The organism is Agromyces zhanjiangensis, from assembly GCF_040496055.1.
Classification (GTDB): Bacteria; Actinomycetota; Actinomycetes; order Actinomycetales; family Microbacteriaceae; genus Agromyces; species Agromyces zhanjiangensis.
This window is the reverse complement of record NZ_JBEPKB010000001.1, coordinates 334,710-349,881: the sequence shown is the minus strand read 5'-3', so window position 1 is coordinate 349,881 and position 15,172 is coordinate 334,710. Positions and strand designations below refer to the sequence as shown.

Annotated in this window: 11 protein-coding genes; 4 read left to right on the top strand and 7 right to left on the bottom strand. The window is 67.9% G+C overall.

The window, feature by feature from the left end:
- Positions 1-135 precede the first annotated feature (135 nt).
- Positions 136-1,074: a LysR family transcriptional regulator gene (locus ABME02_RS01655; protein ID WP_353813526.1), complete on the top strand. Its 939-nt coding sequence runs from the start codon at positions 136-138 to the stop codon at positions 1,072-1,074.
- A 960-nt stretch (positions 1,075-2,034) separates the two neighbouring features.
- Positions 2,035-3,705 (top strand): hypothetical protein, encoded by a 1,671-nt coding sequence (locus ABME02_RS01650; protein WP_353813525.1) that lies wholly within the window; start codon positions 2,035-2,037, stop codon positions 3,703-3,705.
- 119 nt (positions 3,706-3,824) lie between these two features.
- Here ABME02_RS01650 and ABME02_RS01645 read toward each other — a convergent pair whose 3' ends face one another.
- Both ABME02_RS01645 and ABME02_RS01640 read right to left on the bottom strand, forming a co-directional pair.
- On the bottom strand, positions 3,825-4,253 hold the full coding sequence (locus ABME02_RS01645; RefSeq protein ID WP_353813524.1) for a FlgT C-terminal domain-containing protein: 429 nt from the start codon (positions 4,251-4,253) through the stop codon (positions 3,825-3,827).
- Positions 4,238-4,978, bottom strand: a complete 741-nt coding sequence (locus tag ABME02_RS01640; RefSeq protein WP_353813523.1) for a hypothetical protein — start codon at positions 4,976-4,978, stop codon at positions 4,238-4,240. The genes ABME02_RS01645 and ABME02_RS01640 overlap by 16 nt, the downstream gene beginning before the upstream one ends.
- A 644-nt stretch (positions 4,979-5,622) precedes the next feature.
- Between ABME02_RS01640 and ABME02_RS01635 the strand changes: the two genes are divergently transcribed.
- A complete protein-coding gene (locus ABME02_RS01635; protein WP_353813522.1) occupies positions 5,623-8,241 on the top strand; it encodes an ATP-dependent Clp protease ATP-binding subunit in 2,619 nt (872 codons plus the stop codon).
- A 124-nt stretch (positions 8,242-8,365) separates the two neighbouring features.
- Here ABME02_RS01635 and ABME02_RS01630 read toward each other — a convergent pair whose 3' ends face one another.
- Positions 8,366-10,342: a hypothetical protein gene (locus ABME02_RS01630; protein ID WP_353813521.1), complete on the bottom strand. Its 1,977-nt coding sequence runs from the start codon at positions 10,340-10,342 to the stop codon at positions 8,366-8,368.
- A gap of 708 nt (positions 10,343-11,050) precedes the next feature.
- Between ABME02_RS01630 and ABME02_RS01625 the strand changes: the two genes are divergently transcribed.
- Positions 11,051-12,016 carry a hypothetical protein gene (locus ABME02_RS01625; RefSeq protein ID WP_353813520.1) on the top strand — a complete coding sequence of 322 codons (966 nt, stop codon included), beginning with the start codon at positions 11,051-11,053 and terminating at the stop codon, positions 12,014-12,016.
- A 136-nt stretch (positions 12,017-12,152) separates the two neighbouring features.
- On the opposite strand, the gene ABME02_RS01620 is transcribed toward ABME02_RS01625, so the two are convergent.
- From ABME02_RS01620 to ABME02_RS01605, 4 genes are all read right to left on the bottom strand, one after another.
- Positions 12,153-12,512 (bottom strand): hypothetical protein, encoded by a 360-nt coding sequence (locus tag ABME02_RS01620; protein ID WP_353813519.1) that lies wholly within the window; start codon positions 12,510-12,512, stop codon positions 12,153-12,155.
- Positions 12,513-12,574: 62 nt separating this feature from the next.
- Positions 12,575-13,240, bottom strand: coding sequence for a response regulator (locus ABME02_RS01615; RefSeq protein WP_353813823.1), 666 nt, complete (start codon positions 13,238-13,240; stop codon positions 12,575-12,577).
- Positions 13,237-14,367 carry a sensor histidine kinase gene (locus tag ABME02_RS01610; RefSeq protein WP_353813518.1) on the bottom strand — a complete coding sequence of 377 codons (1,131 nt, stop codon included), beginning with the start codon at positions 14,365-14,367 and terminating at the stop codon, positions 13,237-13,239. The genes ABME02_RS01615 and ABME02_RS01610 overlap by 4 nt, the downstream gene beginning before the upstream one ends.
- A gap of 5 nt (positions 14,368-14,372) precedes the next feature.
- The gene (locus ABME02_RS01605) at positions 14,373-15,107 is read right to left on the bottom strand and encodes a DUF2306 domain-containing protein (RefSeq protein ID WP_353813517.1); all 735 of its coding nucleotides are present in this window, start codon (positions 15,105-15,107) and stop codon (positions 14,373-14,375) included.
- Positions 15,108-15,172 lie beyond the last annotated feature (65 nt).

Genomic DNA, 15,172 nt, shown 5'->3' with positions numbered 1-15,172 from the left:
AGGCTCCTCGCGCTCGGCGGACATGATCAGCACACACCCGCCGCACCCGTCGTGTCCAAGACCGATCGAAGGGAGATCGATAACCGATCTTGCATGGATGGCGGGGGAGGGGCACGCTTCGGGGGAGGAGGACGGATGGACCTCGACCTGCGATCGGTGCGCTACTTCGTCGCGCTCGCCGACGAGCTCCACTTCGGACGCGCCGCCGCGAAGCTGCACCTCAGCCAGCCCGCCCTGTCGAAGCAGATCCGCCGCCTCGAGTCCGACCTCGGCTTCCGGCTCTTCACGCGCGACAGCCGCCACGTCGCGCTCACGGCCGAGGGCGTGCGATTCCTGCGCGATGCGCGGGTGCTGATCGCGCAGGCCGAGCGGATGACTCGGCCGGATGATCCCGGCATCCGCATCGCGCACATCTTCGACCTCGACTCCAGTCGCGTCGTCGCCGACGCGTTCGCGGATCGGTTCCCGACCGTCCCCGTGATCGCCAATTCAATGGACAGCAAGCGTCAGCTCGACGCGCTGCTCAACGGCCAGCTGGATGTCGCGATCATCCGCATCACGCCGGCCATGACCGCCGACCACCCCAGCGGGTGGTCGCACCGCCTGCTGCGCCTCGAGCCGTTCTGGCTGGTCGGACGAGCGGGTGATCCGGCTGCTGACGCGGTCTCCCTCCACGACCGTCCGTTGGAGGTCTTCGGGGATCCCACGGGATCCGCGACCTTCAACGTCCACGGCCAGTACCTCGCCGCCCTCGAGCATCGGCTCAGCACCACGTTCCGATGGCTCGGCAACGCCGGAACCTTCGAGCAGTGCCTGGCCCGGATGCGGCGTGCCGCCGACGCGGCCTACCTCCTCGAGTTCGAGTCGTACGCCATTCGCTACCGCGACCACGGCCTGCCCATCCACCGCCCCGAGGAGCTACAACCCCTGTATCCGTGGTCGATCGCGTGGCGCGACGAGCCGCTCAGCCCCGCGGTCGCCGGCTTCCTCGACGTGGCCGCCGAGCAATCCGCCGAACGGGAGTGGCTCTACCCGGAGGGCGTCGGCCCGGCGTGGCAGCCGGACGGTGCGTGACGAAGTCGGGGATCCCCAATCTGAAGCTTCGACCGCATCGAGGCCGATCTCCGTCCCCGAGGCCATGTTTAGAAGGTCGTCGGCCAGCAGCCGTAGCGTCGGACGCCGCGAGCCCAAGCTAGACGACTTGCTCAACGTTCTGATTCCGTCAGCGGCTTCTCCTCCAAAACGCGACGACGGCCCCGGCGTGATTCGCGTGCGCGCGTCCTTCGAACGCAATGGATGGCAGTCGCGCCCAAGACGACTATCGGCGGATAACGTGACTCTGTGCCGAACCGCGAGTCACCCCGAACCATTGCTGCCACTGTTGGATTGCGCCCACCGCGCATTGCTGTGCTCTTCCGCGGCGATGACCATTGGCGTGCATGGGCGCGCCTGGCGATCCATACAGCTAGCCGCCACTGGGGCGGCGAAGGGTATGTCCTCGTTCCATATGATCCGACCGGCTCGATCGTTCCGGACATAGCGGAAGCGGTCGCGAAGTTCGACCCCGACTACGTGGCGCTCATGACGCACAGTCATACGACATGGAACGAGGTGGCACCGGATGTAGTGACCTTCACTGCGGACTCCACCATGTCGCCGGAGATGCTTGAACGCGCGCTCGACTCGGCGCCAATGGTCGCTGATGCTGCGGGCCGGAAGGCGGCCGCCACCCTCGCCTTGAGATGCTCGACACTGGCGTACCCCGGGGCGCATCGGGGCCCGCAAATCAAGCATCTGCGACTTGGCGAGCCGCCTCGCGAGTCGTCCCTTCTTGCCGCTCCGCGCGTGGGTGTCACGCCGATGTCCTGTCTGACAGGATCAACCGAGTGGGACTCTCCGCTGGCCCTCTGGGCCGGTGCGAGAGTGGGAATTGCTGAACTTGGAGGAGGACGGCCTGTCCCTGACGAAGTTGAACTGCTCCGCTGGTGTATTGACCCAGCCGGGGCGCATCCGCCACGAGAACTTGCCTACGGCGTGGACGAGGATGTCGACTCAATTTCGACCGAACATCCACCATGGTTTCATGCGGCAAATCCCGACTTGGCGATGATTCGCGGGGGCTTCGTCGAAGACGCCGGCGCGGTCGTCATAGGCGACACCCCAGAAGACTTCTCGATGGCGATGATCTATGACAGGACGATCGGCTTCGCGATTTGGCTGACACTAGATGCGGTAGAGCTGTTATCGAACAACTGGATGCTCGCGGAGCGACTCCGCCTGCGCGCAACAGATAACGCTGTCCAGCCGTCGCTAGCCACGGTGTCGATGTCACTAGCGCCCCCTCAGCTTGAGCCGATCATCCGGTCGATCTTGGCCGCCATCGACCTACCTGAGCTCGAAGATGAATCGCCAGCTGAGGGTGATTGGCTCGAGATGCGCGAGCCGGTGGCAACGCAAGATGCACTGCTTTCGCTGATGTTGGCGAATGAAGTAGGCGAGGTAGTGAGTCTCGCAGCGAGCGAGCAGACGGGCGGGACAGTCGAACTCGCCACGGGCTTGAGCGCACCGATACCAACAGACCCGCCATTAACTGGGTTGGGGTCACCTGCGTGGCTCGTAGACGTAGCGACGCCTGAAAACCAGATGCCACGGGCACGACGGGTCGACGCGGGTTGCCTAGCGGTCGATTCCAAATTTGAGCTCCTTCGAAGTAGCCGCGCAGGAATCACATTCCATGCCGCCTCGCACGGCTTCATCCCGTCGAATACAGTCCTAAGGTCACGTCTTGCGCGGCCTCGCCTGCGGTTTCCAGGACTCGCTGACTGGATCAATGCGCGTGCTCGCGACGGGGGAATGGTCCCCCGGCTATCACGACCAGGTCAGAACTCAGCGCTCGTCGCCCAGCGACTCGGAGGACGCGATGCGATGACTGGGCTATTGGCAGGCCCGCTTCGCGCAGGCCTCCAGTACGCGGCTCAACCTGGTGGGAGTTCGCGCTCAGACTTCCCCAAAGAGGACGGTGTCGTGCTCCATGGAGTGCGAATGCTGACCTTCGATGCCTTCGCAGAATTCGCCGTTGGCGCAGGAAGGGCAGAGGTTCGGTCCATTCTAGATCAGCTTCTCGTGGGTCGTCTCATGCGACGAGGGATTGTCCTTGATTGCCCCGATTGTCACACACCTTCGTTCGTGTCAATTGATGAGCTTGGACAGGTCGTGAATTGTGCGCGGTGTGAAGCGCGTAATCAGCTGACTGCGGCCCGATGGAGATCGCCTGCAGATGAGCCAGTATGGTTCTACGATTTGCACCCCGCCCTTGGCGAGCTACTGTGCGCAAATGGAGATGTGAGTGCCCTCGTGGCGCGCGAATTCAAGGCGCGGGCAGCCCGACGCTACTTTGATGTTGAAGAGCTGGAATTTGCTTCAATGGAGACAGGCTCGACCCGGTTTGAGATCGATCTCATCGCGCTGATCGACGATGAACTGATCGTCGTTGAATCGAAGTCGAACGGCTCTCTCGGAAGCGGTAGGAAGCGTCAACGGTCTGTGATCAAGCGCTTTGAAGCTGCGGTTCTCCTGGGTGCTGACGCTGTCGCATTCGCGACAACGGGCGGGTGGTCCTCCGATACCGTGGCTCGCGTGGAGGAGATTCGGGACACATCGTTTCAGCAGGTGCGACTGTCGTGGCTCGATGGGTTGGGAAGTTGAGATCCTCACGTGTGGCGTGTGGCGTGTGGCGTGTGGCGTGTGGCGTCTGCAGCTGGCCTCGCGCCCGCTGAATAGATGATGTGACCGCGATTAGATCATGGCGGCGGCTGGATGAAGTGCTATTCGCTGTCCGAATCCGCTTCGGTCTCAGAGTCCATATCATCTGCTTCACTCATGGCGCCAAGTAAGCTGGGTTGAATCAGAACCGTGACCTCGTCACCTGCATTGAGTTGAACTTTCTCGAGGTCGAGCGCTCGCTCACTACTGACGATCAACTTGCTGGGTGCAAACATACTCTGGAGGGGATCGAAGCCCGTGTAACGGACTCGCGCAAGCGAAAAGTGTTCGTGCACCTCGTTGACCTCAAGTCGCAGATTCTCCAGTCGCACATTGCCTAGGAGCTCGTCCGTGTCCGGGTCTCGCACCTCAACGACGCGCCAAACAATTACTGCGTTACCATCTTCGACGCCATCGTGCTCGCCAGCGTTTATTGCTACGCTCCGATCGCTCAGTACCCGTGCGATCTTTGCTCTTAGTTCTCTGGCCATAGTGGTTCCTTCCCAAGGTCTGATTCCTCGCGCGGCACGATCTCGAGGTCGCTCGGAAACGCTCGCTCCCCGTGCGCTTGAGAGATCAGGCTAGAACGGTACGCCGAGGACTTCACCGACTCAACGCGAAAGACGACAATGCGATCAGCCCTGATTGCCTGGAGCTCAAGCACTGCCTTGATGTCCTTCAAGATGGCGCTACGCAGAACGTAACGGGCGTCGATTGGCGGGATGTCGCCGTTCCATTGAGCCCCTATCAGTACCGCGTGGCCATCTTCGCCACAGTCCATCTTGGTGAACACCGTCTCACTCGAATGCGCGCGGAGTTCGGCGAGCAGGCGGCGCCGTCCCTCCTCTAGGGTGTCACGATTCCAAGTTGCGATACGGCGCTCAGCATCATCAGCGCGCGCCGTGGCTCTCGCCGCAGCGACCTTCCAGCGGTCAAGGTTCGCAGCGATCCTGTCGTGATCGCGCGCCTTCTCGCGGAGGATCGTCCAACGCTGCCAAAGGCGATGGACGTAGCGAACCGCAAACACAATCGCTGCGACAGCATAGAAGACGCCAAGGGACCAGACTGCTGTCCAGTAGATGCCTTCGAGGTGGCCTTCGACGGCGTCACGGTGTCCGGCGAGGAGCCCCAAGGCAAACGCTACGAAGGATGCTGGCCACCAGATCCACGTTCGACGACGGCCCTGTCCATCGTCGGGCGCTTGCTGGTGCGTCACCCTCTAACGCTATACAGATTCATCCCCTATCCGGTGGCGGCACGCTTTGGCATCGTGGATATCCGCCGCAGGGTCATCGTGGGTCCACGACTGGGCTGCAGGCCTGTGCCACGTGTTTCTGGTCCGTTGTCGTTTGGTTCAGCGATGATCATCCAGGCGCTCACCTCGTACATCGGTTTGGCCGCGGGCCGGCTGTCCCAGTGAGTCATCCCCCGGGCGCTATCCGGCCCTGTTGCGCAATGTTGTTCCGGCACACCCCCGAGTTGAACCTCCGATACACGATTTGAGGGGTCGAAGGCTGCGCTGGTTCGAGCCGTCCACGCGAGCAGTGCGCTGACATGTGTCTTTCGCGCGGTGCCAAGTCGGCGAAGGGCGCAGCGTGGCCAGTGCGCTTCGGGACGTCTTCCGTAACCTCGGCGTCGGTGCACGCGCGTCTCGCGATGCGGTGCAGTGGTCGGCAGCAACGCGGGCGGCGAGCGTTGGATACCGAGCCGTGGGGACGGCGGGAAGAAGTGAGTCGGGATTCGGAGGCGAGCCCGGTCGTGCTCACATTCCTCCCGTTGCTCAGATCTGGCGGGAATACCGTCGAGCCGCGCGTGTTGAACTTGAGCGTACCCAACTCAAGTTCCCCCAGGAGGACCTAGGTGCCAGACGACTTCAACGAGGCCGGCTCGAGCTCGTTCGACGAGTTCCTGAGCCGCTACCTCGCGGGTGAGCAGGCCAGGCAGGCGCGGTCGATCGACCTCAGCCGGTTCCTGACCTCGCGCACCCAGAGCATCCTGCAGCGTGCCGGACGCTTCGCGCTCGAGCGCGGACAGACCGAGCTCGACGCGCTGCACATCCTGCGCGTCATCGTCGAGGACGAGTCCGTCGCGCAGGCGATCACCCGCGTGGGCGCGAGCCCCGAGCGCATCATCACGGCGACCGAGGCGCGGCTGCCCGCGGCATCCGACACCGCCGACGCGAACGCGGCGACCATCACCCCGTCGGCCAGCCGCGCGCTGTTCCACGCGTACCAGGTCGCACGCTCGAGCGGGTCGACGTACATCGACCCCGAGCACCTCTTCTTCGCGCTCGTGCTCGGGCAGGACGCCCCCGCCGGGCAGGTGCTCGCGCGCGCCGGCGTCACCGCCGAGGCGCTTGCGGCCGGCCTGGGGGAGCACGTGGCATCCGACCCGACAGCCGGCCCCGAGATGGGCGGCATGGGCGAGCAGACGGATGCCGCGGCATCCGCCACGCCCATGCTCGACAAGTTCGGCCTCGACCTCACCGAGCGCGCCGCGAACGGCGAGCTCGACCCCGTGATCGGGCGCACCGACGAGATCGAGCAGACCATCGAGATCCTCAGCCGCCGCATGAAGAACAACCCCGTGCTGATCGGCGAGGCCGGCGTCGGCAAGACCGCGATCGTCGAGGGCCTCGCCCGCGCGATCGTCGAGGAGAACGTGCCCGAGCAGCTGCTCGGCAAGCGCGTCGTCGCGCTCGACCTGCCCGCCATGCTCGCCGGCACCCGCTACCGCGGCGACTTCGAGGAGCGCCTCACCAAGACGATGGAGGAGATCGCCGAGCACAAGGGCGAGCTGATCGTCTTCGTCGACGAGGTGCACTCCGTCGTCGGCGCCGGCGGTGCCGGTGAGGGCATGGACGCGGGGAACATCCTGAAGCCCCGCCTCGCCCGCGGCGAGCTGCACCTCGTGGGCGCGACCACGCTCAAGGAGTACCGCACCATCGAGAAGGACCCCGCGCTCGAGCGCCGGTTCCAGCCGGTGAAGGTCGGCGAGCCCTCGATCGAGGACGCCGTGCTCATCATGCAGGGCCTGCGCCCCGCGTACGAGGAGCACCACGGCGTCACCTACACCGACGAGGCGCTGCGCGCCGCCGTCGAGCTCTCCGCGCGGTACCTCACCGACCGCGTGCTGCCCGACAAGGCCATCGACCTCATCGACCAGGCCGGCGCGCGCCTGCGCCTGAAGCTGGGCGTGAAGGTGGATGTCTCCGCCCTCATCGAGCGCCTCGCCGACCTGGAGGCGGACAAGAACGCGGCCGTCCGCGCCGAGCACTACGAGGAGGCGTCGCGCATCCGCGACGAGATCGAGAAGGTGCAGGAGCGGCTCGACGAGGCGACCGAAAAGGCTGCGGCGCAGGGCCGTGCCGTGGCATCGGCTGCGTCTTCGGCGGATGGCGCCGCAGCCGACTCGACCGTCATCGACGAGGCGCAGATCGCCGCCGTGATCTCGCGGGCCACCGGCATCCCGGTCAACCGGGTCACCGAGGGCGAGCGCGAGCGCCTCGCGAACCTCGAGGGCGAACTGCACGCCCGGGTCATCGGGCAGGACGACGCGGTCACCGCCGTCGCCCGCTCGGTGCGGCGCAACCGCACCGGCATGGGCGACGCGAAGCGGCCGGTGGGCTCGTTCCTGTTCCTCGGACCGACCGGCGTCGGCAAGACCGAGCTGGCGCGTGCGCTGGCGTCGTCGCTGTTCGACGACGAGGGTGCGATCATCCGCTTCGACATGAGCGAGTTCGGCGAGCGGCACACGGTGTCGCGTCTCGTCGGCGCCCCTCCCGGCTACGTCGGCTACGACGAGGCCGGGCAGCTGACCGAGCGCGTGCGGCGCAACCCGTACTCGATCGTGCTGTTCGACGAGATCGAGAAGGCGCACCCCGACGTGTTCAACCTGCTGCTGCAGGTGCTCGACGACGGACGCCTGACCGACGGCCAGGGTCGCACGGTCGACTTCCGCAACACGGTGGTCATCATGACCTCGAACCTCGGTTCGGAGTTCCTCGCGTCGCGGTCGGGTGCGCTCGGCTTCGTGGCGTCGGCGGATGCTGCGGCCAACGGCTTCTCGTCGATGGACGACGTGCGCCAGCGCGTGATGGGCAAGGTGCGCGAGGCCATGCGGCCGGAGTTCCTGAACCGCATCGACGAGATCGTGCTGTTCCAGAAGCTCTCGTCGGCCGAGATCGCTGAGATCGTGCGCCTGATGCTGGGTGCGACCTCGTCGCGGCTGGCCGCGCGCGAGATCGCCTTCGAGGTGACGGATGCCGCGGTGGCGCTCCTCGCGGAGCGCGGCTACGAGCCCGAGTACGGTGCCCGTCCGCTGCGGCGCCTGATCCAGCGCGAGATCGACGACCGCATCGCCGACCTCTTCGTCACCGGCGCCCTCGGCGACGGCGAGGCGGTGCGGGTGGATGCCGCGGACGGCGAGTTCGTCGTGGCATCCGTGCCGAACGCGACGGTCGACCTGGCCGCGGCTTAAGCCACCGGTGGTCGAGTAGGACCGCCGCGGCGGCGCTGATCGAGACCACAATCACGACGGCCCGGCTCCTCACTCGAGGGCCGGGTCGTCGCGCGCCCCGGTAGCGGGTTGCACCGGGGCGGGGTCAGCGGGTGACCTGCAATACGACGAAGAGTACCGACAGTGCGATGCTCACGATCACGAGCGACCATGCGACCGCGGCTCTCGCGCCGGACAGGCCTTTGTCGCCCGCCCAAATCGCCACGTTGAGTGCAGCGAACGGGAGCACCAGCACGAGGACCATCACGAGGATGTCCGCTCCCGGCGGAATGACGGAGGCGAATACGAGCAAGGCGACCTGGGCGGCGAGAACGCCGAGCAGAAGCAGTGCGCTCGATGCCGGAGCCGCACCTTCGCCCGGCGGTGCGAGGTACTTGAAGGGCTGGTATGTTCGCGGATCTTTCACGAACGACCAGTGCCCCGAGGTTCTACGGACTGGGAACAATTCGAACATCATCGAGAGCACGGCGACGCTCGCTACGACGGGTGCCACGATGCTCCAATCGGTCTGCGATGCCTCGAATCGCTCGAGGCCGACGACGGCGACCATCATGTACCAGAGCAGCAGCCCGGCAAGGAAGCCGGACCACAGGGCGCGAGCGGAAAGCGCCTTGTCGGTTCGCGCCCGTCGACTCCACGTGCGACGGGTCATACGGACGATGATCCAAACTGCCCCGACGGCGACGGCGCACAGGACTGGGAGAGTATAGGCGACCTCCATGACACGGGATGCGCCGCTCCAGTCGAACCAGATGAGGGCAGCGGTAGCGAGTGCGAGGTTCGTGAGGAGGCCTGCGATGACGACCATCGGGGCGGATCCGCGCTCGAACGCCGCGTCCCCCTCGACCGCGCGTTCCTCGATGGATTCCCAACCCGCCCAGATGAGCAGTGCCAATCCGTAGCAGGCAAGCCCGATGAGGGCGATGACGATTCCCGCGGCGATGACCTCGGGGCCGATTCCGAGTATCGGTGCGAGGCGACCCGGGAGCAACGCTTCAACCCAGTCGATCACCGGTGACACAACCTCGGCGAGCGTTGGGCTGAAACGGAAGACGGCAGCCACGACGCCGACGGCGAGCGCAGCTCGGAACGCCTCGAGCCAACGACCGCGCCGCTGGCGGAGATCACCGCGCACCCGGGCGAGACGCTCGAGCGATCCCGCGGTGCTCGCCGGGAGGTTCCGAGTGGCATCGAGGGCGTAGGCGACGATCCGAGTCACGAACTCCGTGCGATTGGCGAAGTACGAGGAATGGTCGGTAACGACATTGCCGTGATTCCAGAGCCTGATCTCCTCGACCTGCTCGAATACGGTCTTCGTCGAGGGTCCGCCGTTGACAGGATCCGCAGAGGCCCAGAGGTCGACCCAGCGCTGCGCGAGCTTTCTCGAGTTCGCTTGTAGGCGTGCGTCACGGGTCGCCGCCGTGACCTGTTTCGCCATCGCCTGGAGGAACGCCGCCGCGGCGGGCCAGCCGAACAGCAGCAGGGCAACCATCCAGTCCGGGACCTCCCCGCCGCGGAAGACGTCGACGATCGTGAAGGCGACGACGCCCACGAGTCCCAGGACGAGCAGGCTGATCAGGGCGAGTACGACGTTCTCCCAGCGGGACACAGATCGGAGCCACTGGAGTTGGCTGATCCCAGCCCCATAGGTGACCAGGGTGCGGACCGGTGGCGTGTGCTCGAGCGCCTGCGCTGTGACCGCTGCACCCTGCGAGTGCGCCACGAGGATCACGGTTCTGCATCGGGCTCCGAGCCAGTTCACGTCGTGCGCAACAACGCTGGACATGGCGGCCGAGTTGATGGCGCTCTCGCTGAAGAGCAGGCTGTCGCCGATGAAAGTCGAGAGCAGGACCTCGATCTTCCCCAACAGCGTCTGCAGCCAAGCGAACGGGATGAGCGCGCGAAGTATGACTGACGTCACGAGGACGATCAGGACGGCGGCCACGAGCGGCAAGGAGACCGCCGTCCAGAGCGCCTGGAGGATGACACGCCACCAGTACTGCGGCCGCCAACCCCAAGCGCGCGCTGCGGCGAGCAGGCTCTCGATGGCGCGCACGACCACCAGGGCGGGCGTACGCAGGAGGATCCAGCGCAGCGTCGTTCCAGCACTCGGTGGGACGAACGCGCTCGCCCAGTTCGATTCCGCGAGCAGCCAGGAGGCCGATCGCTGCGTGGCGTCATCATCGGCGCTCGCATCGAACTCGATGACCGCACTCGGCGGTTCGTCTGCCGCCATGCGCACCCTGCCGAGTCGACTCATCGGCGCGGCGTCGACTCGATCTGCGAAGTCCCGGTCTCTCAGGTAGCCGACGACTGCGTCCCCGGCTTCGACGAGGAAGGATCCGCGCTGCTGCTGCCCGATGCCGTGCACGAAGAGCAGGCCGACGTCGTGAATGCGCTCCGTCGCCTCATCGCCATGCGACCCTCGCATCGTTCCCCCGACCCGATCCGATCCGTCTTGAACGGCAGGATAACCAGTCCATGAGATCGCAGCGAAGTGCGCCGCGCCCAGAGCTCGAGGAGAGGGCCGTTCGCGGCACCATCCGCGTCGCCGGCGGTGCCGCCATGCTCCTGCACTTCCCGGATGACCCGGCGGTGCGGGTCACGCGCAGACCGTGATCGACGATGTCCGCGGGCGATGATCCTGACCGGGTCGATGGGCACCGCCGCACGCGTACGGGGATCGAGTCCGTTCCGTGATTCATCGGGTGGGATCGGCCCGCTACGTTTGGGGAGCGGCGACCCCGATGGCCGCAGATGGAGCCCCTGCATGTCCATTGACGCCGCCAGATCCTGGCTGTGCCGCCGCCCGCTCGCGATCGTCGTGCTGCTGGGCGTCTCGTCGCTCTCCGCCGCCGGCGCGATCGCCGTGCGAACCGCCGGCCTCGATGCCGAGGCTCGCGCCGAACTCGCCGTCGAACGGGATCGACTCCTCACCGAGATCGACGTGATGAACGCTCGGGGCGACGCCGACCGTGCGATCGCCGACGAGGCCGACCGGTGCGCCCGTGACGGCGCGGGCCTGCTGCAGCCCGCGGTCGCCGAACCCGGCCGGTTCGCGGTGTCGACGATCACGATGGGCACCGCCGCCATCACTCGAGCGGGAACGGATGCCGCGATCGCGGGGCCGGCCGCCGAGGTCGTCGAACTGCTGCAGTACTCCGACGCGCCGGCCCCCACGCGCGCCGAGCTCCTCGACGAGATCCGCCTGCTCGGCGACCTCCGCGCGTCCGCCGGTGCGGAGTCGTCGCAGATGCGACTCGCCGCCATCGAGCGGAACGCGGCATGCGAGTCGTCGACGCGCGCGACAGCCGCCGTCGTCGCCGACGTCGAGGCGCGGACCGACCGCGTCCTCGCGGCCTCCGGCAAGGCGTCCTCCGACGCCCTCGCAGAGCTCCGTTCCGCACGCGAGGCGGTGCTCGCCGAGGCGGGCGAGGAGACCGGCCTGGCGGCCGTTCCGCGCTGGCTACTCGCAGCGTCCGAGGCGGAGAGGTTGCACGCGGAGGCGATCGCGGCCGAGAAGGCTGCCGCAGAGGCCGCGAGGAAGGCGGCGGAGGAGGCTGCTGCGCAGACTCCGACGGGGTCGTTCCCGCTGCTGCGGGAGGTCCCGCTTCCGGAGGGCTGCACGCTGATCTCGTCCGATCCGGCGACGAACACCAAGCTGCTCCAGTGCCCGCCCATCGACCGCGACACGCTCGTCTACGAACCCACCGGTCCGGACTGGGTGCACCCATAGCGCCACCGGTGGTTCCACCGTGCACGCACATCACGAACGTCCGACCTCATCTCGAGGCCGGGCGTTCGCGCACCAGCGTCAGCGCGAGATCATCTTCGGCGACGACTGCGCACACCGCCCTCGGGCGGAGCTGTGCCTACGAGGCGAAGTTCACGAGAACCGAGAGCAGGTAGACGATCGGCTGCGACACGGCGACGACACCGAATGCCAGACCCGCACCTGCGCGAGCGCGATCCGGGCTGAGGAGGGCCGACTTGCCGCCGACGATCGCGATGATCCCGAGCACGGCGGCGGCCAGACAGAGCAGCACCGGCACCACGAGGCGGACGAACAGCTCCGTCTCGAAGTCCAACCCCAGCAGACTCAGCGGCAGGGCAACGATCAGCGGGTTCGCGATGGTGTAGGCAGCTACGCCGATGATCCCCACGATCAGGGAGGACTTCGCCGACGTCGACTGGGGTCCGCCGTTCGAAACCTCGGTTTCAGGCATCTCCATGCGCACATCATGTCCCAGAGGATGCCTCGGCGTGGGGCATGCCGAGGCGACGCGCCGGAGCGTCAGCGCGTGAGCCCCCGCTCGTGCGCCCAGATCGCGAGCTCGACGCGGTTGCGCACGCCGATCTTCGCCATGAGGCTCGCGATGTGCGTCTTCACGGTGCTGAGCGAGATGTGCAGTGCGCGGCCGATCTCGTCGTTGCCGAGGCCGCGCGCGACGGCGGCGAGCACGTCCTCCTCGCGGTCGGTCAGCGGGGTGGCGGGCGGCGGCAGCGCCGCGGATCGTGCGGTCGCGGCGTCCGACCCCGCGAACGCCTCGATGAGCCGCACCGTCACGTTCGGGTCGATGAGCGCGTCGCCCCGCGCGGCCGCGTGCACGGCCTCGGCGAGCATCGTCGGCCCGGCGTTCTTGAGGAGGAACCCGCGGGCGCCGGCGCGCAGCGCGCCGTAGACGTACTCGTCGAGGTCGAACGTCGTGATCACGACGACGGGGATCGGGTCCGCGACGTCCGGGCCAGCGAGCCGGCGCGTCGCCTCGAGGCCGTCCATCAGCGGCATCCGGATGTCGAGCAGGCACACGTCGGGCCGGAGATCCCGCGCGAGCGCCACCGCCTCGGCGCCGTCGCCGGCCTCGCCGACCACCTCGATGTCGGGCTGCGCGTCCAGGATCACGCGGAGCCCCGCACGCACGAGCTCCTGGTCGTCGGCGAGCAGCACGCGCACGGTCATGCCGACCATCCGCTCCTCGGCAGCACGGCCGTGACCGCCCACCCGCGGCCGTCGGATGCCGGGCCGGCATCGCAGGTGCCGCCGAGCACGGCGGCGCGCTCGGCCATGCCGGTCAGGCCGAATCCGGGTGCGACGGATGCCGCGGCCGCGCCGTCGTCGCGGACGTCGATCCGGATCCCTGCACCGTCGACCCGAATGTGGACGTCGACGCGCGAGGCGCCGCGTGCGTGCCGACGCGCGTTCGTGACCGCCTCCTGCACGATGCGGAACACGGCGGCGCCGACGGCCGGCGGGACGGTGTCGGGGTCGCCGTCGACCTGCACGTCGACCGCGGGCGATCCCCCGACCCGCGCGAGCCGCCGCACGTCGGCGATGCCGGGCGTCGGCGCGAGCTCGGCGGCATCCGCTCGCCTGAGCACCCCGACCATCGACCGCATCTCGTCGAGCGTGCGCGACGCCTCGCCCTCGATGACGCGGAGGGCCTCGACCGCGGCGGACGGGTCGGATGCGGCGACCGCCGACCCCGCCTGCGCCTGGATCGCGATCGCCGAGACGTGGTGCGCGACCGTGTCATGCAGGTCGCGCGCGAACTGCTCGCGCTCGAGCAGCCGGACCTGTTCGAGCTCACGCGCCCGCGCGGCCGCGCGCTGACGGAACGCGATGCCGAGCGTCATGGTCGTGGCGGACACCGCGATGCCGCCGATCACGTCGCCCAGTGTGGTCTCGCCGAGCGGGAGCGAGACGAACGTGCCGACCAGCACGAGCGCCGCGCCGCCGAGCATCGCGCGCCCCGAGCCCCACCGCATCACCGCGTAGACGAGCACGAGGAAGTACGCGGTCGTGACGAGCTCGGTGTCGCCTCCCGAGATGAGGCTGCCGGCCCAGCCGACCGCGAAGGCCAGGGCCAGCATCGTGAACGGGCGGACCCGACGCCACAGGAGGGTCGGCACGAGCGCGACGAGCACGACCGCCCAGAGCCAGCGCCACGGGACATCCGCTCGCAGGGTCGCCTCGAGCACGATCAGCAGCGGCAGCACCGCGACGAGCACCCAGTCGCGCCAGACCCGGCGGGGCGGCGGTGGGGAGGCGGCCGGAGCATCCCACAGCGCCTGGGCGGGGCTCGTCATGCCCCTCATGATAGGCGCGCGTCCGCCGCCGGGGATCGGCCGGAAGTACGGGAACGACGGGGCCCGCGGGGCATCCGCGCCGCGCGGCGCCGGATGATCACCTCGGTGACGGCGAGGTTGATCACCCAGCCCGCGCCCATCAGCACCGAGTGCATGACCTGGTCGGGCGCGCCGAGCGCGAGCGTCCACGGCAGGAACGTGAGCACCTGCGTGCCGGCGCCGAGGCCGATCGCGTAGGCGCGGGTCATCCACGCGCTGTGGGTGGTGATGTCGCCGCGACGGATGGCGGCGAACGCGACCACGATCGCGGCCGCCATCGCCGAGGCGAACACGAGTCGCATGACGAACAGCGCCGGGCCGTTGATCGCCGGCATGTCGTAGAAGAGGGTCATCCAGAGCGCCGAGCCCGCGGAGAGCAGGCCGGCGGGCGCGACGATGCGACCGGCGACGCGGTGCCAGCGCCGCCGGCGGAGGGACGGCGCGAACTGGAGCGCGCCGAGCACCAGGAACACGACCGAGCCGATGATGTGGACGATGACGGGCACGGGGGAGTCGACGAAGCGGGCGTTCTCGGCGGTCACCGGGGCGCCGGTCGCGAGCGAGGTGAGGCGGAACACGCCGGCGGCGACCGGCACCAGGCTGAGCGCGATGAGGCCGGCGGGCGCGAGCCACTCGGCGCGGCGCGGGCGGGAGCGGGTGCGATGCCCTGTGCTGATGCGGGCGGCGGATGTCTCGGTCATGCCTCGATCGTCGCCGCGGGGGTCGCGGGGCGCATCGGCCGGGCGGCTCGGGTCGCCTCGGCCGA